Source organism: Mucilaginibacter sp. BGA-UO-ETr-C110 (assembly GCF_059567985.1).
This window is the reverse complement of the sequence record NZ_JCAQPB010000002.1, coordinates 1,698,772-1,713,263: the sequence shown is the minus strand read 5'-3', so window position 1 is coordinate 1,713,263 and position 14,492 is coordinate 1,698,772. Positions and strand designations below refer to the sequence as shown.

The 14,492-nt window shown below is 41.4% G+C and carries 15 protein-coding genes and 1 other RNA gene; 3 read left to right on the top strand and 13 right to left on the bottom strand.

Annotation, left to right across the window (positions count from 1 at the left end; genetic code table 11):
• Position 1 precedes the first annotated feature (1 nt).
• Together AC57BQ_RS08280 and AC57BQ_RS08275 are read left to right on the top strand one after the other, a co-directional pair.
• Positions 2–343 carry a Rieske (2Fe-2S) protein gene (locus tag AC57BQ_RS08280; RefSeq protein WP_496405820.1) on the top strand — a complete coding sequence of 114 codons (342 nt, stop codon included), beginning with the start codon at positions 2–4 and terminating at the stop codon, positions 341–343.
• 37 nt (positions 344–380) lie between these two features.
• Positions 381–1,985, top strand: coding sequence for a Na+/H+ antiporter (locus AC57BQ_RS08275; protein ID WP_496405819.1), 1,605 nt, complete (start codon positions 381–383; stop codon positions 1,983–1,985).
• 51 nt (positions 1,986–2,036) lie between these two features.
• Here AC57BQ_RS08275 and AC57BQ_RS08270 read toward each other — a convergent pair whose 3' ends face one another.
• From AC57BQ_RS08270 to rnpB, 8 genes are all read right to left on the bottom strand, one after another.
• On the bottom strand, positions 2,037–2,918 hold the full coding sequence (locus AC57BQ_RS08270) for a bifunctional 5,10-methylenetetrahydrofolate dehydrogenase/5,10-methenyltetrahydrofolate cyclohydrolase (RefSeq protein WP_496405818.1): 882 nt from the start codon (positions 2,916–2,918) through the stop codon (positions 2,037–2,039).
• A gap of 98 nt (positions 2,919–3,016) precedes the next feature.
• On the bottom strand, positions 3,017–4,804 hold the full coding sequence (gene lepA, locus AC57BQ_RS08265) for a translation elongation factor 4 (protein WP_090471014.1): 1,788 nt from the start codon (positions 4,802–4,804) through the stop codon (positions 3,017–3,019).
• A gap of 109 nt (positions 4,805–4,913) precedes the next feature.
• Complete coding sequence (locus AC57BQ_RS08260; protein WP_496405817.1) at positions 4,914–5,675, bottom strand: CPBP family glutamic-type intramembrane protease; 762 nt, start codon at positions 5,673–5,675, stop codon at positions 4,914–4,916.
• 4 nt (positions 5,676–5,679) lie between these two features.
• Positions 5,680–6,216 (bottom strand): hypothetical protein, encoded by a 537-nt coding sequence (locus tag AC57BQ_RS08255; RefSeq protein ID WP_496405816.1) that lies wholly within the window; start codon positions 6,214–6,216, stop codon positions 5,680–5,682.
• A 126-nt stretch (positions 6,217–6,342) separates the two neighbouring features.
• Positions 6,343–7,992: a hypothetical protein gene (locus AC57BQ_RS08250; RefSeq protein ID WP_496405815.1), complete on the bottom strand. Its 1,650-nt coding sequence runs from the start codon at positions 7,990–7,992 to the stop codon at positions 6,343–6,345.
• A 425-nt stretch (positions 7,993–8,417) separates the two neighbouring features.
• Positions 8,418–8,879 carry a hypothetical protein gene (locus tag AC57BQ_RS08245; protein ID WP_496405814.1) on the bottom strand — a complete coding sequence of 154 codons (462 nt, stop codon included), beginning with the start codon at positions 8,877–8,879 and terminating at the stop codon, positions 8,418–8,420.
• A 100-nt stretch (positions 8,880–8,979) separates the two neighbouring features.
• Positions 8,980–10,359, bottom strand: a complete 1,380-nt coding sequence (locus tag AC57BQ_RS08240; protein ID WP_090471008.1) for a sigma-54-dependent transcriptional regulator — start codon at positions 10,357–10,359, stop codon at positions 8,980–8,982.
• Between the two features lie 218 nt (positions 10,360–10,577).
• Positions 10,578–10,972, bottom strand: an RNA gene (rnpB, locus tag AC57BQ_RS08235) — RNase P RNA component class A.
• A gap of 255 nt (positions 10,973–11,227) precedes the next feature.
• Here rnpB and AC57BQ_RS08230 point away from each other — a divergent pair.
• The gene (locus tag AC57BQ_RS08230; protein ID WP_496405813.1) at positions 11,228–11,626 is read left to right on the top strand and encodes a DUF3574 domain-containing protein; all 399 of its coding nucleotides are present in this window, start codon (positions 11,228–11,230) and stop codon (positions 11,624–11,626) included.
• Between the two features lie 149 nt (positions 11,627–11,775).
• Here AC57BQ_RS08230 and AC57BQ_RS08225 read toward each other — a convergent pair whose 3' ends face one another.
• Genes AC57BQ_RS08225 through AC57BQ_RS08205 form a run of 5 tightly spaced genes read right to left on the bottom strand, consistent with a single transcriptional unit; the run spans position 11,776 to position 14,225 of the window.
• Entirely contained in the window at positions 11,776–12,216 is a 441-nt protein-coding gene (locus AC57BQ_RS08225) for a hypothetical protein (RefSeq protein WP_496405812.1), read from the bottom strand.
• 6 nt (positions 12,217–12,222) lie between these two features.
• Positions 12,223–12,645, bottom strand: coding sequence for a c-type cytochrome (locus AC57BQ_RS08220; protein WP_496405811.1), 423 nt, complete (start codon positions 12,643–12,645; stop codon positions 12,223–12,225).
• A complete protein-coding gene (locus AC57BQ_RS08215; protein WP_496405810.1) occupies positions 12,642–13,295 on the bottom strand; it encodes an SCO family protein in 654 nt (217 codons plus the stop codon). The genes AC57BQ_RS08220 and AC57BQ_RS08215 overlap by 4 nt, the downstream gene beginning before the upstream one ends.
• A complete protein-coding gene (locus tag AC57BQ_RS08210) occupies positions 13,292–13,702 on the bottom strand; it encodes a hypothetical protein (protein ID WP_090471000.1) in 411 nt (136 codons plus the stop codon). The genes AC57BQ_RS08215 and AC57BQ_RS08210 overlap by 4 nt, the downstream gene beginning before the upstream one ends.
• A gap of 52 nt (positions 13,703–13,754) precedes the next feature.
• Positions 13,755–14,225, bottom strand: a complete 471-nt coding sequence (locus AC57BQ_RS08205) for a DinB family protein (protein ID WP_496405809.1) — start codon at positions 14,223–14,225, stop codon at positions 13,755–13,757.
• Positions 14,226–14,492: the final 267 nt, after the last annotated feature.

The window sequence follows — 14,492 nt, the reverse complement described above, 5'->3', positions numbered from 1 at the left end:
CATGAAGTGGTATAAGATACCGGGAATCCAGAATATCCATGAACCATTTATTTCCAAGATAAAGGTTGGAGGCAAGAGTATTTGCCTGGTTGGTTTTGAAGGACAGATCTATGCGCTTTCTGCCATTTGTCCGCATGCCGGTGCAGACTTGAGCGAAGGTTTGTGTGTAAAAGGAAAAATCGTGTGCCTATATCACCGGTATACCTACAATCTGGAAACCGGCAAGGGAGGAGAGGGACAGAACGATTTTGTAAAAACTTACCCGGTTAAGATTCGGGATGATGCCATTTATGTGGGCATAAAATCTTTTTGGGAACGGTTAAGCGGAAGTGAAAGCGGTTAAACTTTTCATAAACTATTATTGATTTTTATCTTTAGCCATGCATTACTCCCTGCTGCAATTTCTGATCCTGCTTTTTGCTTCCTTCATGCTCATTATGCTGGCCAAAAAGCTGAACATCGCCTATCCTATATTTTTAGTTTTGGCCGGCCTGGTTATCGGTTTTATACCAGGAATGCCGCTAATAGCCATTGACCCCGATCTGATATTCCTGATATTTTTACCGCCATTACTCTATGAGGCTGCCTGGTATACCTCATGGAACGATTTCTGGAAATGGAAGCGGCCGATAAGCCTGCTGGCATTTGGCCTGGTTATTTTTACTTCAACCATCATCGCTTTTTTTGCAACAGCCGTAATACCCGGGTTTACATTACCTATGGGTTTTTTATTAGGAGGCATTATATCTCCGCCGGATGCTGTTGCTGCTACTTCAGTTTTAAAAAACATTAAGATCCCTAAAAGGATAACCACAATTCTAGAGGGTGAGAGCCTGGTGAACGATGCTTCCAGTTTAATTGTGCTGCGTTTTGCGCTGGCTGCGGTGCTTACCGGTCAATTTTCTTTGCATGAAGCCGCTACCGAGTTTTTTGTGGTGACGGTTATGGGTATAGTGATCGGTTTAGCAGTGGCCCATGTGATGTATGTTATTCACCGGTTTTTACCCACCACGGCAAATATTGATTCGGCGCTAACGCTGATATCACCTTATTTTATGTATCTGGCAGCCGAGCAGTTTCATTACTCAGGTGTTATGGCCGTAGTTAGCGGCGGTCTATTCCTCTCTTACCGTTCGCATGAAATTTTTACTGATGGACAAAGCCGTTTGCAAACCATCAATGTTTGGTCTACGATAATTATTGTGCTCAATGGTCTTGTTTTTACGCTTATTGGTTTAGAACTGCCCGTGATCATGAAAGGACTGGAGGGCTACTCTTTAAAAGAAGCCTGGAGCTATGGTTTGATCATTAGCGCCATAGTTATCCTGATCAGGTTGGTGTGGATATACCCGGGCACTTTTGTACCTCGCTGGCTTTTTAAAAGTATCCGCACAACGGAGCCCAGTCCCGGCTGGAAGAACCCTTTTATTGTCGGCTGGGCGGGAATGCGCGGAGTGGTTTCATTGGCGGCAGCACTTTCCCTGCCACTGATAACCCATACCGGGCAGGCGTTCCCGCACCGTAACCTTATTATTTTTATCACCTTCGTGGTGATATTGGTGACGTTGGTATTTCAGGGATTTACCCTACCGGTACTGGTTAAACTAATGAATATAAAAGACATCGACCCGGCTGTACCCGAAGACCAGCAGGAAATGACCATCAAGATCAGACTAACAGAGGTGGCCCTAAAAAGGCTCAATGAGCAATATTTCGACGAAATAGATAACAACCACCTGTTGCAGGCATTTAAAAACGAACTGCAATATAATGTTGAACATGCCACAGCACGCCTGGAATCACTCGAACACGGAAATACTCACCAAACGCAAAGGGACGTTTACAGAAAAGCCCTGAAAGATATTTATCAGCTGCAACGAAAAGAACTATATCGCATCCGGAGAGAGAAAACATTCAGTGACGAAGCCATCCGCAGACAAGCCCTGCAAGTTGATTTGGCCGAAATGAAGATTTTGGGCAAGTAGAGAGAAGTTGATTAAGTGAGATTTAAAGAAAACCTCACTTAATCAATCAACCTATTGATAAACCTCTTTGTTAGCCGAAGCCAGGGTATTTTTAAGCAAGCCTATAATGGTCATTAAACCAACACCGCCCGGTACCGGGGTTATCCATGATGATTTTGGAGCTACGTTTTCAAAATCAACGTCGCCATACAATTTGTAACCTGATTTGGTAAGGGCAGAGGTTTCGCGGTTCATGCCCACATCAACCACAACCACACCATCTTTCACCATATCGGCAGTGATGAAATTCTTTTTGCCTATAGCTACGATCAAAATATCGGCTTGCAGAGTAATGCTTTTAATATCGGGAGTACGACTGTGGCATATGGTAACCGTACAATTACCCGGAGTAGTATTGCGAGCCATTAAAATGCTCATCGGAGAACCAACAATATTGCTGCGCCCAACAACCACACAATGTTTACCAACGGTGTCGATACCATATTCTTTAAGCATCAGGGTGATGCCATAAGGGGTAGCCGGTATAAATGAAGGCAAATTACGCTGCATACGGCCCAGGTTTACCGGGTGAAAACCATCCACATCTTTACGGTGGTCAATACGTTCGGTTACTTTTTCCGGATCGATATGTTTGGGTAGGGGAAGCTGTACAATGATACCATCAATATCTGCATCAGCATTCAATTCCTCTACTTTTTTCAGTAATTCCTCTTCGGTCACATTATCCTCATAACGTACCAGGGTCGATTTGAAACCAACCTTTTCGCAATTCTTCATTTTGCTGGCTACATAGGTTTCGCTGCCACCATCATGACCAACCAATACAGCCACCAAATGCGGTTGCCTGCCGGTTCTTTGTAATATTTTAGCCGCTTCTTCGGCTATTTCAACCTTAAGTTTTTCTGATACGTATTTTCCGTCTAACAGTTGCATAGATAAGAGTCAAGAAGTAAGAGCCAGGAATCAAGAGTGGTGTAAATCAAGGTAAGTTCTTTGTCTTGTCTCTTGATTCTTGTCTCTTGATTCTATAATTAATCAAGTTTCAAAACCGCCATGAATGCCGATTGAGGTATCTCTACGTTACCTACCTGACGCATGCGTTTTTTACCTTTTTTCTGTTTTTCCAATAACTTACGTTTACGGGAAATATCACCACCATAACATTTAGCGGTAACATCTTTACGTAAAGCCTTCACCGTTTCGCGGGCAATGATCTTAGCGCCGATAGAGGCCTGTATAATGATCTCAAATTGTTGGCGCGGAATAAGCTCTTTTAGTTTTTCGCAGATCTTTTTACCAAAATCATAAGAGTTACCCCTGAATATCAATGATGATAATGCATCAACCGGCTCTGCATTTAAACGGATATCTAAACGAACCAGGTCCGACTGGCGATAACCTATCTGGTGGTAATCAAATGAAGCATAGCCTTTAGATATGGTTTTCAGTTTATCGTAAAAGTCAAAAACGATCTCGCCCATTGGCATTTCGAACACAAGCTCAACCCGGTCAGATGTTAAGTAGGATTGGTTTTTTATAAATCCTCTTTTTTGGATACAAAGTGACATTACCGGCCCAACAAATTCAGATTTAGTAATGATGGTCGCTTTTATATACGGCTCTTCAACGTGATCAATTTTACTTGGATCCGGAAGGTCAGACGGATTATTTACAACAATTTCTTCGCCTCTGGTCGAGTACGCAATGTAGGATACGTTGGGAACGGTTGTAATAACCGTCATATCAAACTCGCGCTCTAAACGTTCCTGGATGATCTCCATGTGCAGCATCCCCAGGAAACCGCAACGGAAACCAAAGCCTAATGCCGCTGATGATTCCGGTTCAAAAACCAGGGAAGCATCATTCAATTGCAGCTTGGCCATTGATTCGCGCAGCTCTTCATACTCGTCGGTATCAACCGGGTAAATACCCGCAAATACCATTGGTTTAACTTCTTCAAAGCCTTGAATACCGCTTTCGCACGGACGGGTAATAGTGGTAATAGTATCGCCGACCTTTACCTCCCGCGATTCTTTTATCCCCGATATGATATAACCAACATCACCGGTTTTAATGACATCTTTGGGTAGTTGTTTGAGTTTTAGCGTGCCAACTTCCTCAGCAATATATTGTTTTTCTGTAGCAAAGAACTTTACTTTATCGCCTTTACGGATCTCACCATTAACCACCTTAAAGTAAGCAACAATACCGCGAAACGAGTTATAAACCGAATCAAATATCAATGCCTGTAAAGGCGCTTCAGGGTCACCTACCGGGGCCGGTACACGCTCAACAATGGCACGTAATATGTCATGAACACCCATGCCGGTTTTACCCGATGCAGCTAATATTTCTTCACGTTTACAACCTATCAGTTCTACGATCTGATCTTTCACCTCTTCGGGCATAGCGCCTGGTAGATCCATTTTATTCAGAACCGGGATGATCTCCAGATCGTTTTCTAATGCCAGGTAAAGATTGGATATGGTTTGTGCCTGTATACCTTGCGCCGCGTCAACTATAAGCAGTGCACCTTCGCATGCTGCTATAGAGCGGGAAACTTCGTAGGAAAAATCAACGTGTCCCGGTGTATCTATCAGGTTAAGAACGTATTTCTGCCCGTCAAGCTCATAATCCATTTGGATGGCATGGCTTTTTATGGTGATACCCCGTTCGCGTTCCAGATCCATATCGTCAAGCAATTGTGCCTGCGATTCGCGCTGAGTAATAGTGTTGGTGTATTCTAATAACCTATCGGCAAGTGTGCTTTTACCGTGGTCAATATGTGCTATGATACAAAAATTACGAATGTGCTCCATTGAACCGCAAAAATAGCTTTTTAGGATGAGATTTTGATATTCTGTTTTAATTAGGTACTGAGATAAAGAAGAGCTTATCCTATTTACTTATTTTATATGGTAAATCGCTTTACAACAGCTCAAAAAGACAGGCCGTTAAATTAAAGCCGAAATGAAAAAATACACCGTACCAAAGCGTGTTTTCTTTTATCCGCACATAACCTATAAATAACGCGAATGGAATAAGCCAAAAAAGCGAAACCAAACTGAGATGAATGATGGCAAACAAAAAAGCGGAGATGTATACAGCTTGTTCTTTATCGGTTACTTTTATTAAGGTTTGTAAAAGATATCCTCTAAATCCAAGCTCTTCAAATAAAGCCGGGGTTACCGCGGTACAAAGTATGATCAAAAATGATGCGCCTCTGCTTCCCGCGAAAATAGAATAATAGTGGTCATCCCGCGAAAACACGGTAATATTTAACCAGTTTACCGAATAATGAACCAAGAATGCCCCTGTTATGGCGATGGCCGCATAGGCTGCCAGCTTTTGCCACGAAAAGTTTCTCCATATCAGCAGCTGTTTGTTTTCGGCCCAGTTAAGAGCAAAAAAGATAACCGCGGTACCTGCCAGTACAACTTCCAAAAAAAGAAACCATGGAATAGTCTTAAAAGCATCAGTAAATTTGGATAAAGTACATAAGCCAATGTATATCAAATAAAAAAGGGATGCTTGTTTAAGCAAGGTCCATTTTTTTTCGAGCCAGTGTATATCCTCCTCAGATTGCCGGGTACCGCAATTTTTACAAAATTTATTGTTCAGGTCAATAGGAGCCCCACAGCTAACGCAGGGCTTTTGTTCCGGAATTTCAAGATCTTCTGCTTCAGACAAGGGATTAAGCTATGTTATTTTCTTTTTTTATTTTCTCTAAACCAATGGCCGATTTTATGCCTTTAATAAGGTAACCTATGATGACTATTTTTATGATGATGCCGCTTGCCAAATTTACCGGGTTATCAAAGGCTAATATTACTTGTACAATGATATATAAACAGAGACCGGATACCAGGCACGCCAAGGGCTGTTTTCGGCTGTAGCCACCAAGAGCCAGGAATAAAATAGCTAAAATAAAAATGGGGATCACTACCGCAAGTACATTAGGATCGTTTTTGAGTATAAAGAAATTGACGATCCCGCTAATTACAAATAAGCCAGCCAGGTAGTATAATGTATTCCCAGCTGATCTAACTTTTTTGTGAAATTCGGAGATGTCAATATGAACAATTTCATTATTGGCAATAAAACTTCGCTGATCTAACTCAGAACCTTTTAAAGGATATCCGCAGTTAGTACAATAAACATCGTCGTTTTTTACTTCGGCGAAGCAGTGAGCGCATCTTTCAATTGGGGGTGCAGGAAGTACGTTTTCCATTATGCAAGTGATTGATAAGGTTAAAATAAAAGTACTTAAATATAAATTATAAGATTTAGCTGGTGAAATTATTTTAAAGATTTCACCAGTTAAATAAAAACACACTTCAAAACCACCTTATTGTGGTTAATTCGCAGCTGCTTCTACAAACACTGGGGTTTCCGAAACATTCACGGTTACCTTGCCCGCTGTTGTGGAAACCTGGGTTTTTAACGCAGCATTTGCACCTGCTTTTAAGCTATAAATATTGGCTTTAGGAGTCAATAAACCTAAGTTTAGCGTGTAATTCGCGGTGCGGCCTTTTTGATCGGGGATCATTAAAACATACATCACTTTACTACCCGAAACATATTTGTCAACTATCGGATCGGCGTTTATGGTACTTTGATAGGTATAATTCCCCATCAGTGTGTTGGTTTGCAGTATATAATCTGTCGTTGGTCTTGGTTTACCATCTGTGGCTAGCCCGGAAGTGGCGTATTGAACATCAACATCAGGAGTATCGTCCAGCAATTGGTAATAGAACGTTCTTTTGATACCATGCCTGATATACATAAGAGATGTCCTCAGTACCCAGTCGGCCTGGGTTAAAAGAACTGATTTATTGCCAATAGCGATAGCTTTCTGATAACTGCCCTGGTTAATATCGTAACCTGTTTCTGTTACCCAAACCTCGGGTTTTTGAGGGAGTGTGTTGGCATATTTTACAAATGAATCGGCGATTTGGCCAGCCATCGAGAGTTCCGGAGCTACCCCCGTTGTAGCCCTGGCGTGAGTAAGTATATTGCCATTATTATTATAAAAATGAAAATTGATCACATCAAAGCACAGATTGATGGTACCATCAGCTTTATAGCCCCTGTTTTTCCGGCACCACTCTACCATTCGTTTTACCCAGTTTACATCACAAGTGGCTAAACCGCCAATCACTACCTGCATATTAGGATCAGCTGTTTTTACACCGGCATTATTGCCTAACCGCCCTTTGTCGCCATCATAAAATGCCGACATGTTTGCAGCATACTCTTCAGGAGTTTGCTGAGTGGCAGCACTTTTCCACCATTTGTCGCGCTCGTTATCACATTCTATGTATTTAATGAGCCCCATACCGATCTTAACTACATTCGGCGGATCATTAGCCCATCGCGGGCGATTATCAACCTTAACCAATGCCCTGTTTACATTGCTGTTATAGCCATACCTGGCGGCAAACTGAAAAGCAGTACGTGCCTGATCGGCATAGGTTGCGGGATCACTTTTATTTAGGCCATAAGGGGCCGGTACATTTTCATTGTCCTGTAAATTAGCAGGATAGGTGCTTTCCAGCCAGGTTGGGCAGTTTTTTAGATCGGCTAAAACCAAAATTCCCTCTTGTTTACAACGGGTATATATCAGGTCATAATCCCAACTGCCGTTATTGGTTGGATTATAGGTGTAATCGCCTTTGGTGTTCTCCAGTTTGTTCCAGTTAATGTAATGCCTTACCGCACTAAAAGACTTGATAATAGCCATATTAGCCTCATAAATATGGCTTTTCAAATTAGGGTTGGCAGGATCCTGCAAAAAATTCCATTCGTAGGCATTGATGCCGAACATATTCTTTAAAGCTACGCTATGCGGAATAAGCGAACCATCGGTTGTGGTATCTTTTGAAATAACCGTACCATCAGGAGTTTGCGAGCCGTCATTGGTAGGTTTAAGCTTTTCTGTCCGGCAGTTATTAAAAAATAATAGACTTAGGGATAAAACAACGGTGAATTTACAGGATATAAGCATTTTCGCTGTTTTTGAGAATGGTACTTTCATATAGGGCCGCCGCAAAGATAATCAGTTTCCTGTCAAATTCGCCACCTCCCAAACCGACCAGCATAAGTTAATGCTGTACCGATGATACTTTGCAGGAAAAACTTTTTAAACCTTAAATTTTAACACTTTTTTAGTCAAAAACAGGGTAAAAAGAGTAGGTTTTTATTCATTTTAACAGAGGTTTAACGCCATTTTAACACTTTTTAACAAATTTTTGATGGGTTTTGAAAGGTTTAAAAAGTACTAATGTATTGATATGCAAATATTTGAGCTAAAATCGGTCTGTTTTTGGCCTTATTTACCCTTAACTAAAACAGCCCGATTTTCCTTTTTGATCAGAAAACCGGGCTGTTGTATATACAAAAATACGAAAATTTTTAAACAGATCCTAAGCCTTAACGAAGCTTAACATAGGTTTCAATGATCTCGTGATCAATTTTTAAACTGTCAATTTTTTCGATACCTTTTTGTACCAGGGTATCATGTTTAAATTCCACGGTAAATTTAAAATCGCCGCCTTCCCAATCGCGGGCATTGCAGTAGGCCAGGTGCTCTGCATAGTTGTTGCCTTGTAAGGTATACGTACCGCTGCCTGCGCTAAAAACGGGTTTGTCTACCTTTCCCTTTTTTAAGTCGTGGGTAAAAAAGGCGAAATCACTTCCGTTAAATATTTTAACCATCTCCTGATCTTTTGGAGGGGTAGTAACCGTGGTATCGCCTTTGGTGATGCTTTTGCTCGATATTAAATGCCAGGTACCAATAAGCGGCTGTGGAGCAGATTTTTCAGTATCAGCAGGCTTTTGTGTACAGGATGTTACCGCGAGAATACAAAACGATAATAAAAATGTGGCTTTCATAATGTGTTAGGGTTTATTACAATTGTAAATAATTTAACCCAATAAAAAAAGTGATTGAGCCTTAAGTTCAATCACTTTTTAAAATTCTTGTATAAGTTTATTATTCGCCTCTTTTCAAACCGAACTTTTCTATCTTACTATACAGGTGACTACGTTGTATATCGATATCATCGGCTGTTTTTGATACGTTCCAGTTGTTTTTCTCCAGTTTGAATTTGATGTACTCCCGCTCGGCAAAATCCTTGTACTCCTGGAAATTATTAAACTGATCAAAATCAGTCTGTGCCATGCCGTTGCCATCGCCACCAGCTACTGACGGTGCCGAAGGATTGGCAAATGCCTTCACATCACTATCGGTAATGGTTTTGTCGCTCAGGATGATCAGGCGTTCCACCATGTTCCTGAGTTCGCGAATGTTACCCGTCCATGGTAAAGCTTTCAGGGCTTCCAGGGCAGCATCGGATATTTTTTTAACCGGCATGCCATACTCATTACAGATCTCATCCAGGAAGCTTTGTGTAAGCAGGGTGATATCGTCCTTACGCTCAACCAGTGGCGGTACGTGTATCAATATCACACTCAGGCGGTGGTAAAGGTCCATCCTGAAATTACCGGCTTCTATTTCTTTCAGCAGATCCTTGTTGGTAGCGGCAACCACACGTACATCAACATCTATTTCTTTTTCGCCGCCTACGCGGGTTATCTTGTTTTCCTGTAAGGCACGTAAAACCTTGGCTTGTGCCGACTGGCTCATATCGCCGATCTCATCCAGGAAAAGTGTGCCCCCGGTAGCAGATTCAAACTTGCCTATACGTTGTTTAATAGCCGATGTAAAGGAGCCTTTTTCGTGTCCGAAAAGCTCGCTTTCAATTAATTCAGACGGGATAGCCGCGCAGTTAACTTCAATAATAGGAGAGGATGAACGATTGGATTTTTCATGTAACCACCGGGCTACTAATTCCTTACCACTACCATTTGCCCCGGTGATCAAAACGCGGGCATCGGTAGGGGCCACCCGGTCGATGGTTTCCTTTATTTTAACAATAGCTTGAGAGTTACCCAGTATTTCGCGAACTTTTGAAACCCTCCGCTTTAAAACTTTAGCTTCAACAACCAGGCTTCCGCGGTCAAGTGCGTTACGTACGGTGATCAGCAGGCGGTTAAGATCAGGTGGTTTTGATATAAAATCAAAAGCTCCTTTTTTACTGGCTTCAATGGCAGTTTCAACTGTACCGTGACCAGATATCATGATAAAAGGCAGATCGGGTTTTATGGCTAAACCCTCGGTAAGTACCTCCATGCCATCCATGCGGTTCATTTTTATATCGCACAGTACCAGGTCGTAATCATTTTTTTCTATCAGTTGCAGCCCGTCAACCCCATTGTCAACATCTTCAACCTCATAGTCCTCATATTCCAATATTTCACGCAAAGTATTACGGATCGCCCGCTCATCATCTATTATTAAAATTTTAGCCATGTTTTTTTATTAAAGTAATTCAGGTAGTTTTTTAAAAGTCAGAAGTCTTAAGCATTAAGTTATCAATTGAAAACTATTTCAGAACAGATTTCATACTTAGAACTCAAGATTCAGTACTTCATTAGCTTGCTAATATATTAAGATTTTGTATAGAAAAACAAACACTCGAGCTTGTAACAAAAATAACCCCTTCCTGTTTGCAGGAAAGGGTTATATAATTCAGCAGCAAATCTGTAAGCCGGGTTCTGTTCCCGATAAATCGGGATTCTATCATTAATCTGGCCCTGCCATTGCTGACAGGTTTAAACAACCTACCCATCCCGGAGTAGTGCCCGAAGGCATTGCGGAAGCGAGCAGCTCCACTTCCGGGACCTATTTGGTTTTTCAACTCCTGAGGTTTACCATCATTTCCGGTCACCCGGAAACGTCGTGAGCTCTTACCTCACGGTTTCACCCTTACCCAATCCCGATAGCTATCGGGACGCGGCGGTTTATTTTCTGTTGCACTTGCTGTCGCCGGCTGCCGGCGCCTTCCCGTTAGGAAGCAGGATGCTCTGTGTTGCCCGGACTTTCCTCCGCTGTACAAGACAGCAGCGATAGAACGTTTTGCAGCTACAAAGGTAGGTATTTTTTTGTGGAAGGAGATCAGAATCTCCCTATACGTCATTGCGAGGTACGAAGCAATCTCTACTGAGGCAAATCCGTAAAGCAGAATTTCTCTGTATAGCATAGAGATTGCTTCGTGCCTCGCAATGACGCGTGAATATTATATGATGGAATACTTATGCTCTTTGTAATCTTTAATTAAGCAGGATAAACAATAGTTAAATTTTATTATTTTTGATGTATACCAAAACCTTTTACACCTATGAAAAAGAATATCTATCGAATTTTACCCGTATTATTTTGCCTTGCTTTGGCTTCCTGTGCTACTTACCAGCGAAGCGATCTTTTTTTTGGAAGAGATATCCCGGATGGCGGACAGGTTAGCGAGCAACAATGGAAAGCTTTTAGTGACAGCGTGATCAGTCATTTCTTCCCCGAAGGCTATACCGAATGGAATGCCGACGGGCGCTGGAAGGACACCAAAACAAAAGTAACCATAACGGAACCGACCAAAGTAGCTACCTTTTTTGGCAAGCCCAGCAAACAGCGTGACGCGGCACTGGATAGCATAGCCCAGCTGTATATACGCCGGTTTAGACAGCAAAGCGTGCTGAGATCAGACAGTAGAACTAATGTGCAGTTTATCAGTAAAACGCAGTAATCATAAAAAGAATGTCATTTCGAACGAACACTCGCTGGGATTGAGGGTGGGAGTGAGGAGAAATCTTTTACGCCCGACTTATCGCGCGAAAAAGATTTTTCGCTACGCTCAAGAGATAGCTTCTCCTCGTACCTCGTTCGAAATGACAATTATTTTATTGCTCTTAAATATGCCTCAACTTTTGATCGTAACCTATTTTCCTGGAACCGATAAAGGAACCAGGTCCAGATTAGAAACACAGGAAAAACTACATTTACCCACCAGGGCATAGTGTCGCTTCCTGGTAATGCTTTGGATGCTACAATTAACCAGAGCAATATGATAATGAATAACTCCATTCTTGGTCTGGCTTCCAACATTAATGCTGTTGTCCCTTCGCCCGGTTTAAAGGTTCCAAATACTTTTATCCCTTCAACCATAGATGGCGCACCTTTCATAATCAGGGTTCCAAATGAATAATCGGCCAGGAACTTATACTCATAGTCGCTGATTTTAACAATCGAAAACCCGACCGGTTGCGCGGCCAGGTGTCTTTCAATCATTTCGAAAGAGGTGGGTATATTAATATCTTTAGCTAAAAAGAAGGACATCTTTGTTTACTTGCAATTTTTCAAATCAGCCTGTACCTGTTGCAGATTGATCAAACCTGATTTGTTCCCAAAGGAATTGGTAACATAGGTCAATACTTTAGCTACCTCAATGGGCGACAGATCAGCTGCGGCAGGCATTTCACCCTCAAACTCGCGACCGGCTATGCTTAATTTCCCTTTTAGCCCGTTTTTAAGATAACAAGCCAGTGACGACCGGTTCTGTTTCAGAAAAACGGAATCTGTAAGTGGGGGAATCAGGGCTTGCAAGCCTTCACCTTTTTCGCCATGACAGTTTTGGCAATGGGCCAGGTATAAAACGCTACCGCCAGAATAATAACGGTTAAATTCTACCTGATCCTCACTCTGACATGAAACCGCAACGGTCATGATAAACAGTAAACCTATACCTGTAATAAAAGCTAATTTCATTTAGCGTTAACCTGGTCGGGTTCAGTTTTTAAAGTTTTAATATCGGCAATTAGCTTGGTTACCTGCGCCGGATCAGTACCATCATAGGTACCACGGAGCCTTTTTTGTTTATCGACCAAAATAAAGTAACCATCATGTATATACTCTCCCTGTGGATTTTTTTCCTGTACAGATACCAGGTAGTTTTTGGCTATCTGGTAAGTTTCTTCTTTGGTACCATGTAAAAGCCACCAGGTATTACCACTGATGCCCAGTTTGTCGGCGTATTTTTTCAATACCGGAACGGTATCATATTTAGGGTCGATGGTATGAGATATGATCCTGAAATTATCATCAGCCTTAAATTCCTTATACACGTTAAGCATATTGCGGTGCATTACCGGGCAGATGGAGGGGCAGGTGGTGAAAAAGAAATCGGCCACATATATTTTACCATCCAAACTTTTATTGCTTACGGTATCGGCATACTGGTTTACAAATTTAAATGCTGGTATGGTGGAATAAACGGTATCGGTAACTTGTTTGCCATCAACAGTTTTGGTAACCGGTTCACGATTGCCCAAAATAGGGAGTGCAGCAGTTGTACTGCTACCTGGCTTGCAGGCGCTGTAAAGTGCTATAATGATCAATGCACAAATGATGTTCTTCATTTTTTAGAGGTTGTGTTGAGGTATTTATTGGAAACGGTAACTGCGTTGTTGATTTGCGAATCAATAACCGCGATTTTCTTTTTCTGATCGGTTAAGTAATCGATAATCTCCTGGTGCGATTTACCTTTATTCTCGGCATCAAACTTATGCATCCAGTCGCTCATGGCGTTATCGGCATCATCAACTATTTTCAGATATACTTTAGCCGAATCCTGGTTTACGGCGGCGCCTGCGTTTTTGATCAGGCTATCCAGGATCATTTTATTCTTCATCAATTGCTCATCGCTGGCCATTACCTTATCATGAACGGCTATAACACTGTCCAAAAGCAATTTTTCCTGTTGTTTACTATCTCCACAGCCAAACAGAACAAGGGTCGTTAAAATGGCTAAACTAAATTTTTTCATAGGTCTCTTTCTCAATAGAAGTATGTACTGGCAAATATGGCAAATAAACAGGTTAAACGTCGCTTCTTAGTAATCTTAAATAGTAGCTATAGTCAGTAATTGGTAAACTTTCTGCACCGTTTAACTTTAACTGCTGACCGATCTGCGCCCTGGTATGTGTGCCATGGTTAATTACATGGGTTAATATATCTGCCAGCGTGTCTTGTAAATGGTCGCCCCTGAAATTTTGATATTTAATTGTTTTATCAAAATCAGCGTCGCTTAGTTCATTTAAATAGCTCAACCATAGATCATGACCTTCGGGAACCAGCTGCACACATTCTTCAATGGTATACTCAAACCAGGGACTTGTGAACCTGTTTGGCAAGTCATGACAGCGGTCATACCAAACCTGTTCGGCTGTGAGCAGGTGCGCAAACAACTGCAATGGTTTTTGAGGTACATGGGTATCTATCACCGCTTTTAATATCAGATCATTGGCAAAACGGTTATAATTAAACAGTTTAATAAAGTGTGCTTTCATGAGGTAAAAGATGTTAATAAAACAAGTATCCGGCTTAAATTGCAAAACTCAAAATCAGAACCTGACCCATTTTTATCTTCTTATTTCGGTCCATAAAACAGGTAAAACTTATTTTTTTTAATAAGTGCTTGTTTCACAATAAATTACTAACTTTAAGTAAAACATACTTGTTAGTTAAACCGTACAATATCAAGGGTTTAATAATATGATAATATAACTGTTACAATAAGGTTATACCAGCATCTTACCTTTAGTTATATATTAAAA

Excerpts from the sequence above, each read along its gene's own strand:
- AC57BQ_RS08280 (WP_496405820.1), top strand. The coding sequence starts at position 2 with ATGAAGTGGTATAAGATACCGGGAATCCAGAATATCCATGAACCATTT.
- AC57BQ_RS08255 (WP_496405816.1), bottom strand. The coding sequence starts at position 6,216 with ATGGAAAACGTACTTCCTGCACCCCCAATTGAAAGATGCGCTCACTGC.
- AC57BQ_RS08245 (WP_496405814.1), bottom strand. The coding sequence starts at position 8,879 with ATGAAAGCCACATTTTTATTATCGTTTTGTATTCTCGCGGTAACATCC.
- AC57BQ_RS08270 (WP_496405818.1), bottom strand. The coding sequence starts at position 2,918 with ATGCAACTGTTAGACGGAAAATACGTATCAGAAAAACTTAAGGTTGAA.
- AC57BQ_RS08220 (WP_496405811.1), bottom strand. The coding sequence starts at position 12,645 with ATGAAATTAGCTTTTATTACAGGTATAGGTTTACTGTTTATCATGACC.
- AC57BQ_RS08275 (WP_496405819.1), top strand. The coding sequence starts at position 381 with ATGCATTACTCCCTGCTGCAATTTCTGATCCTGCTTTTTGCTTCCTTC.
- AC57BQ_RS08210 (WP_090471000.1), bottom strand. The coding sequence starts at position 13,702 with ATGAAAAAATTTAGTTTAGCCATTTTAACGACCCTTGTTCTGTTTGGC.
- AC57BQ_RS08250 (WP_496405815.1), bottom strand. The coding sequence starts at position 7,992 with ATGCTTATATCCTGTAAATTCACCGTTGTTTTATCCCTAAGTCTATTA.
- AC57BQ_RS08215 (WP_496405810.1), bottom strand. The coding sequence starts at position 13,295 with ATGAAGAACATCATTTGTGCATTGATCATTATAGCACTTTACAGCGCC.
- AC57BQ_RS08230 (WP_496405813.1), top strand. The coding sequence starts at position 11,228 with ATGAAAAAGAATATCTATCGAATTTTACCCGTATTATTTTGCCTTGCT.
- AC57BQ_RS08205 (WP_496405809.1), bottom strand. The coding sequence starts at position 14,225 with ATGAAAGCACACTTTATTAAACTGTTTAATTATAACCGTTTTGCCAAT.
- lepA (WP_090471014.1), bottom strand. The coding sequence starts at position 4,804 with ATGGAGCACATTCGTAATTTTTGTATCATAGCACATATTGACCACGGT.
- AC57BQ_RS08240 (WP_090471008.1), bottom strand. The coding sequence starts at position 10,359 with ATGGCTAAAATTTTAATAATAGATGATGAGCGGGCGATCCGTAATACT.
- AC57BQ_RS08225 (WP_496405812.1), bottom strand. The coding sequence starts at position 12,216 with ATGTCCTTCTTTTTAGCTAAAGATATTAATATACCCACCTCTTTCGAA.